We start from the raw sequence: 2,500 nt of genomic DNA, 5'->3' as shown, positions 1-2,500 counted from the left end.
CAGGACTTTCACCTCCTCTGGTGCAGCTTTCAACTGCTTCGTCTAATCTGCTCCCTCCCGCTTTACTGTCCCACTACCCCAACCCCTAATAGAGGTTGGTTTAGGCTTCTCCCTTTTCGCTCGCCGCTACTTGGGGAATCGCTTTTGCTTTCTCTTCCTCTGGCTACTAAGATGTTTCAGTTCGCCAGGTTCGCTCTCTCTAGCCTATGGATTCAGCTAGGAGTTTTTAGGTTTCCCTATTCGGATACCTCCGGATCATTGCTTGCTTCCAGCTCCCCGGAGCGTTTCGTCGGTCACCACGTCCTTCTTCGCCTCTGTGTGCCTAGGGATCCACCGTTAGCTCTTTGTAGCTTGACCAGATTCTTTTCTCTCTTTTACGAAAAATCAGATTCTCTGTTTCTTACGGTTTCTGCCTTGAGATAGAAAATTTTCCTATCTCTGCTTTTGGAATTTTTTTCGGTTATGCAGTTTTCAAGGTTCTTTTTACTGGAGTGATTCTCCAGCCGACTCGGTGGCTTTCGCTACTCCGAGGGGCTAGAGTCCCTTCTTTTTTTCAATCTGGGCCATCCTGGACTTGAACCAGGGACCTCACCCTTATCAGGGGTGCGCTCTAACCACCTGAGCTAATAGCCCTTGACCGAACCCTATTCGTTTGAAAGCTTTCTCGCTATTTTTTTTTGAGCTGACCTCGACCGACCTTGGGATTTTTCCATGCTTTTTGCTTGGATTAGGTCTCCCTTTAAAGGAGGTGATCCAGCCACACCTTCCGGTACGGCTACCTTGTTACGACTTCACCCCAGTCATCAGCCCTGCCTTCGGCGTCCCCCTCCCCTAAAGGTTAGGGTAACGACTTCGGGCGTGGCCAACTTCCATGGTGTGACGGGCGGTGTGTACAAGGCCCGGGAACGGATTCACCGCCGTATGCTGACCGGCGATTACTAGCGATTCCTCCTTCATGCTCTCGAGTTGCAGAGAGCAATCTGAACTGAGACCGGGTTTCTGGGATTAGCTGGCCCTCGCGGGTTCGCTGCCCTTTGTCCCGACCATTGTAGTACGTGTGTCGCCCAGGGCGTAAGGGGCATGCTGACTTGACGTCATCCCCACCTTCCTCCGGTTTGTCACCGGCAGTCTCTCTAGAGTTCCCTACTTAAAGCTGGCAACTAAAGACGAGGGTTGCGCTCGTTGCGGGACTTAACCCAACATCTCACGACACGAGCTGACGACAGCCATGCACCACCTGTGTTCGCGCTCCCTAAGGCACTCTCAAGTTTCCCTGAGATTCGCGACATGTCAAGCCCTGGTAAGGTTCTTCGCGTTGCATCGAATTAAACCACATACTCCACCGCTTGTGCGGGCCCCCGTCAATTCCTTTGAGTTTCACACTTGCGTGCGTACTCCCCAGGCGGGAGACTTAACGCGTTGGCTACGATACAGCACGGGTCGATACGTGCTACACCTAGTCTCCATCGTTTACGGCTAGGACTACAGGGGTATCTAATCCCTTTCGCTCCCCTAGCTTTCGTCCTTCAGTGTCAGGTCTGGCCCAGTAAAGCGCTTTCGCCACCGGTGTTCTTCCCGATATCTACGCATTTCACCGCTACACCGGGAATTCCCTTTACCCCTACCAACCTCTAGCTAACCAGTTTCCACTGCCTGCCCACAGTTGAGCTGTGATCTTTAACAGCAGACTTAGTTCGCCACCTACAGACGCTTTACGCCCAATCATTCCGGATAACGCTTGCCTCCTCCGTATTACCGCGGCTGCTGGCACGGAGTTAGCCGAGGCTTATTCGTCAAGTACCGTCAGGACTTCTTCCTTGACAAAAGGGGTTTACGATCCAAAAACCTTCCTCCCCCACGCGGTCTTGCTCCGTCAGGCTTTCGCCCATTGCGGAAAATTCCCCACTGCTGCCTCCCGTAGGAGTCTGGGCCGTGTCTCAGTCCCAGTGTGGCTGCTCATCCTCTCAGACCAGCTACTGATCGTCGCCTTGGTTGTCTCTTACACTACCAACTAGCTAATCAGACGCGAGCTCATCTGTGGGCAATAAATCTTTTACCTTTCGGCTCATCCGGTATTAGCCACCGTTTCCAGTGGTTATCCCCGACCCACAGGCAGATTCTCACGCGTTACTCACCCGTCCGCCACTCACTCCGAAGAGTGCGTTCGACTTGCATGTGTTAAGCAGACCGCCAGCGTTCATCCTGAGCCAGGATCAAACTCTCCGTGTTAACACTTTTGAGTTTTTTTTGGCTTTAGGGATTGAAACTTTCGCTTCTTTCCCTTATCATCTTGATTAACTTTAGCTTCTCTCCCTTAAGAGAGCGCTTCAGTTGATTTAACTAACGAGGGTCTAAACTCATTTAGCTTAGGCTTTCAAACTATAGAATTTTCTAGGTTCGGTGGCTTCGAGAAGGGGTCAGTGGTTTGCTGCCGTCCTCTCAAGCACAAATACGAATATAACCAATCCTTCTCTTCCTTGTCAACCCTTTTTTTGGAAAA

1 tRNA gene and 2 rRNA genes (1 of these 3 cut by a window edge) are annotated in these 2,500 nt (G+C 51.4%); all 3 read right to left on the bottom strand.

The window, feature by feature from the left end:
* Nucleotides 1-357: ribosomal RNA gene (locus PMG25_RS02060) — 23S ribosomal RNA — on the bottom strand (it extends 2,534 nt beyond the left edge of the window).
* A gap of 202 nt (nucleotides 358-559) precedes the next feature.
* Nucleotides 560-633, bottom strand: a tRNA-Ile gene (locus tag PMG25_RS02055).
* A gap of 108 nt (nucleotides 634-741) precedes the next feature.
* A 16S ribosomal RNA gene (locus PMG25_RS02050) occupies nucleotides 742-2,229 on the bottom strand.
* Together the 16S and 23S rRNA genes with 1 tRNA gene alongside form the textbook arrangement of a ribosomal RNA operon.
* Nucleotides 2,230-2,500 lie beyond the last annotated feature (271 nt).

The organism is Roseofilum capinflatum BLCC-M114, assembly GCF_030068505.1.
Taxonomy (GTDB): Bacteria; Cyanobacteriota; Cyanobacteriia; order Cyanobacteriales; family Desertifilaceae; genus Roseofilum; species Roseofilum capinflatum.
The sequence above is the reverse complement of the archived record's forward strand: the minus strand, read 5'-3'. Positions and strand labels throughout refer to the sequence as shown.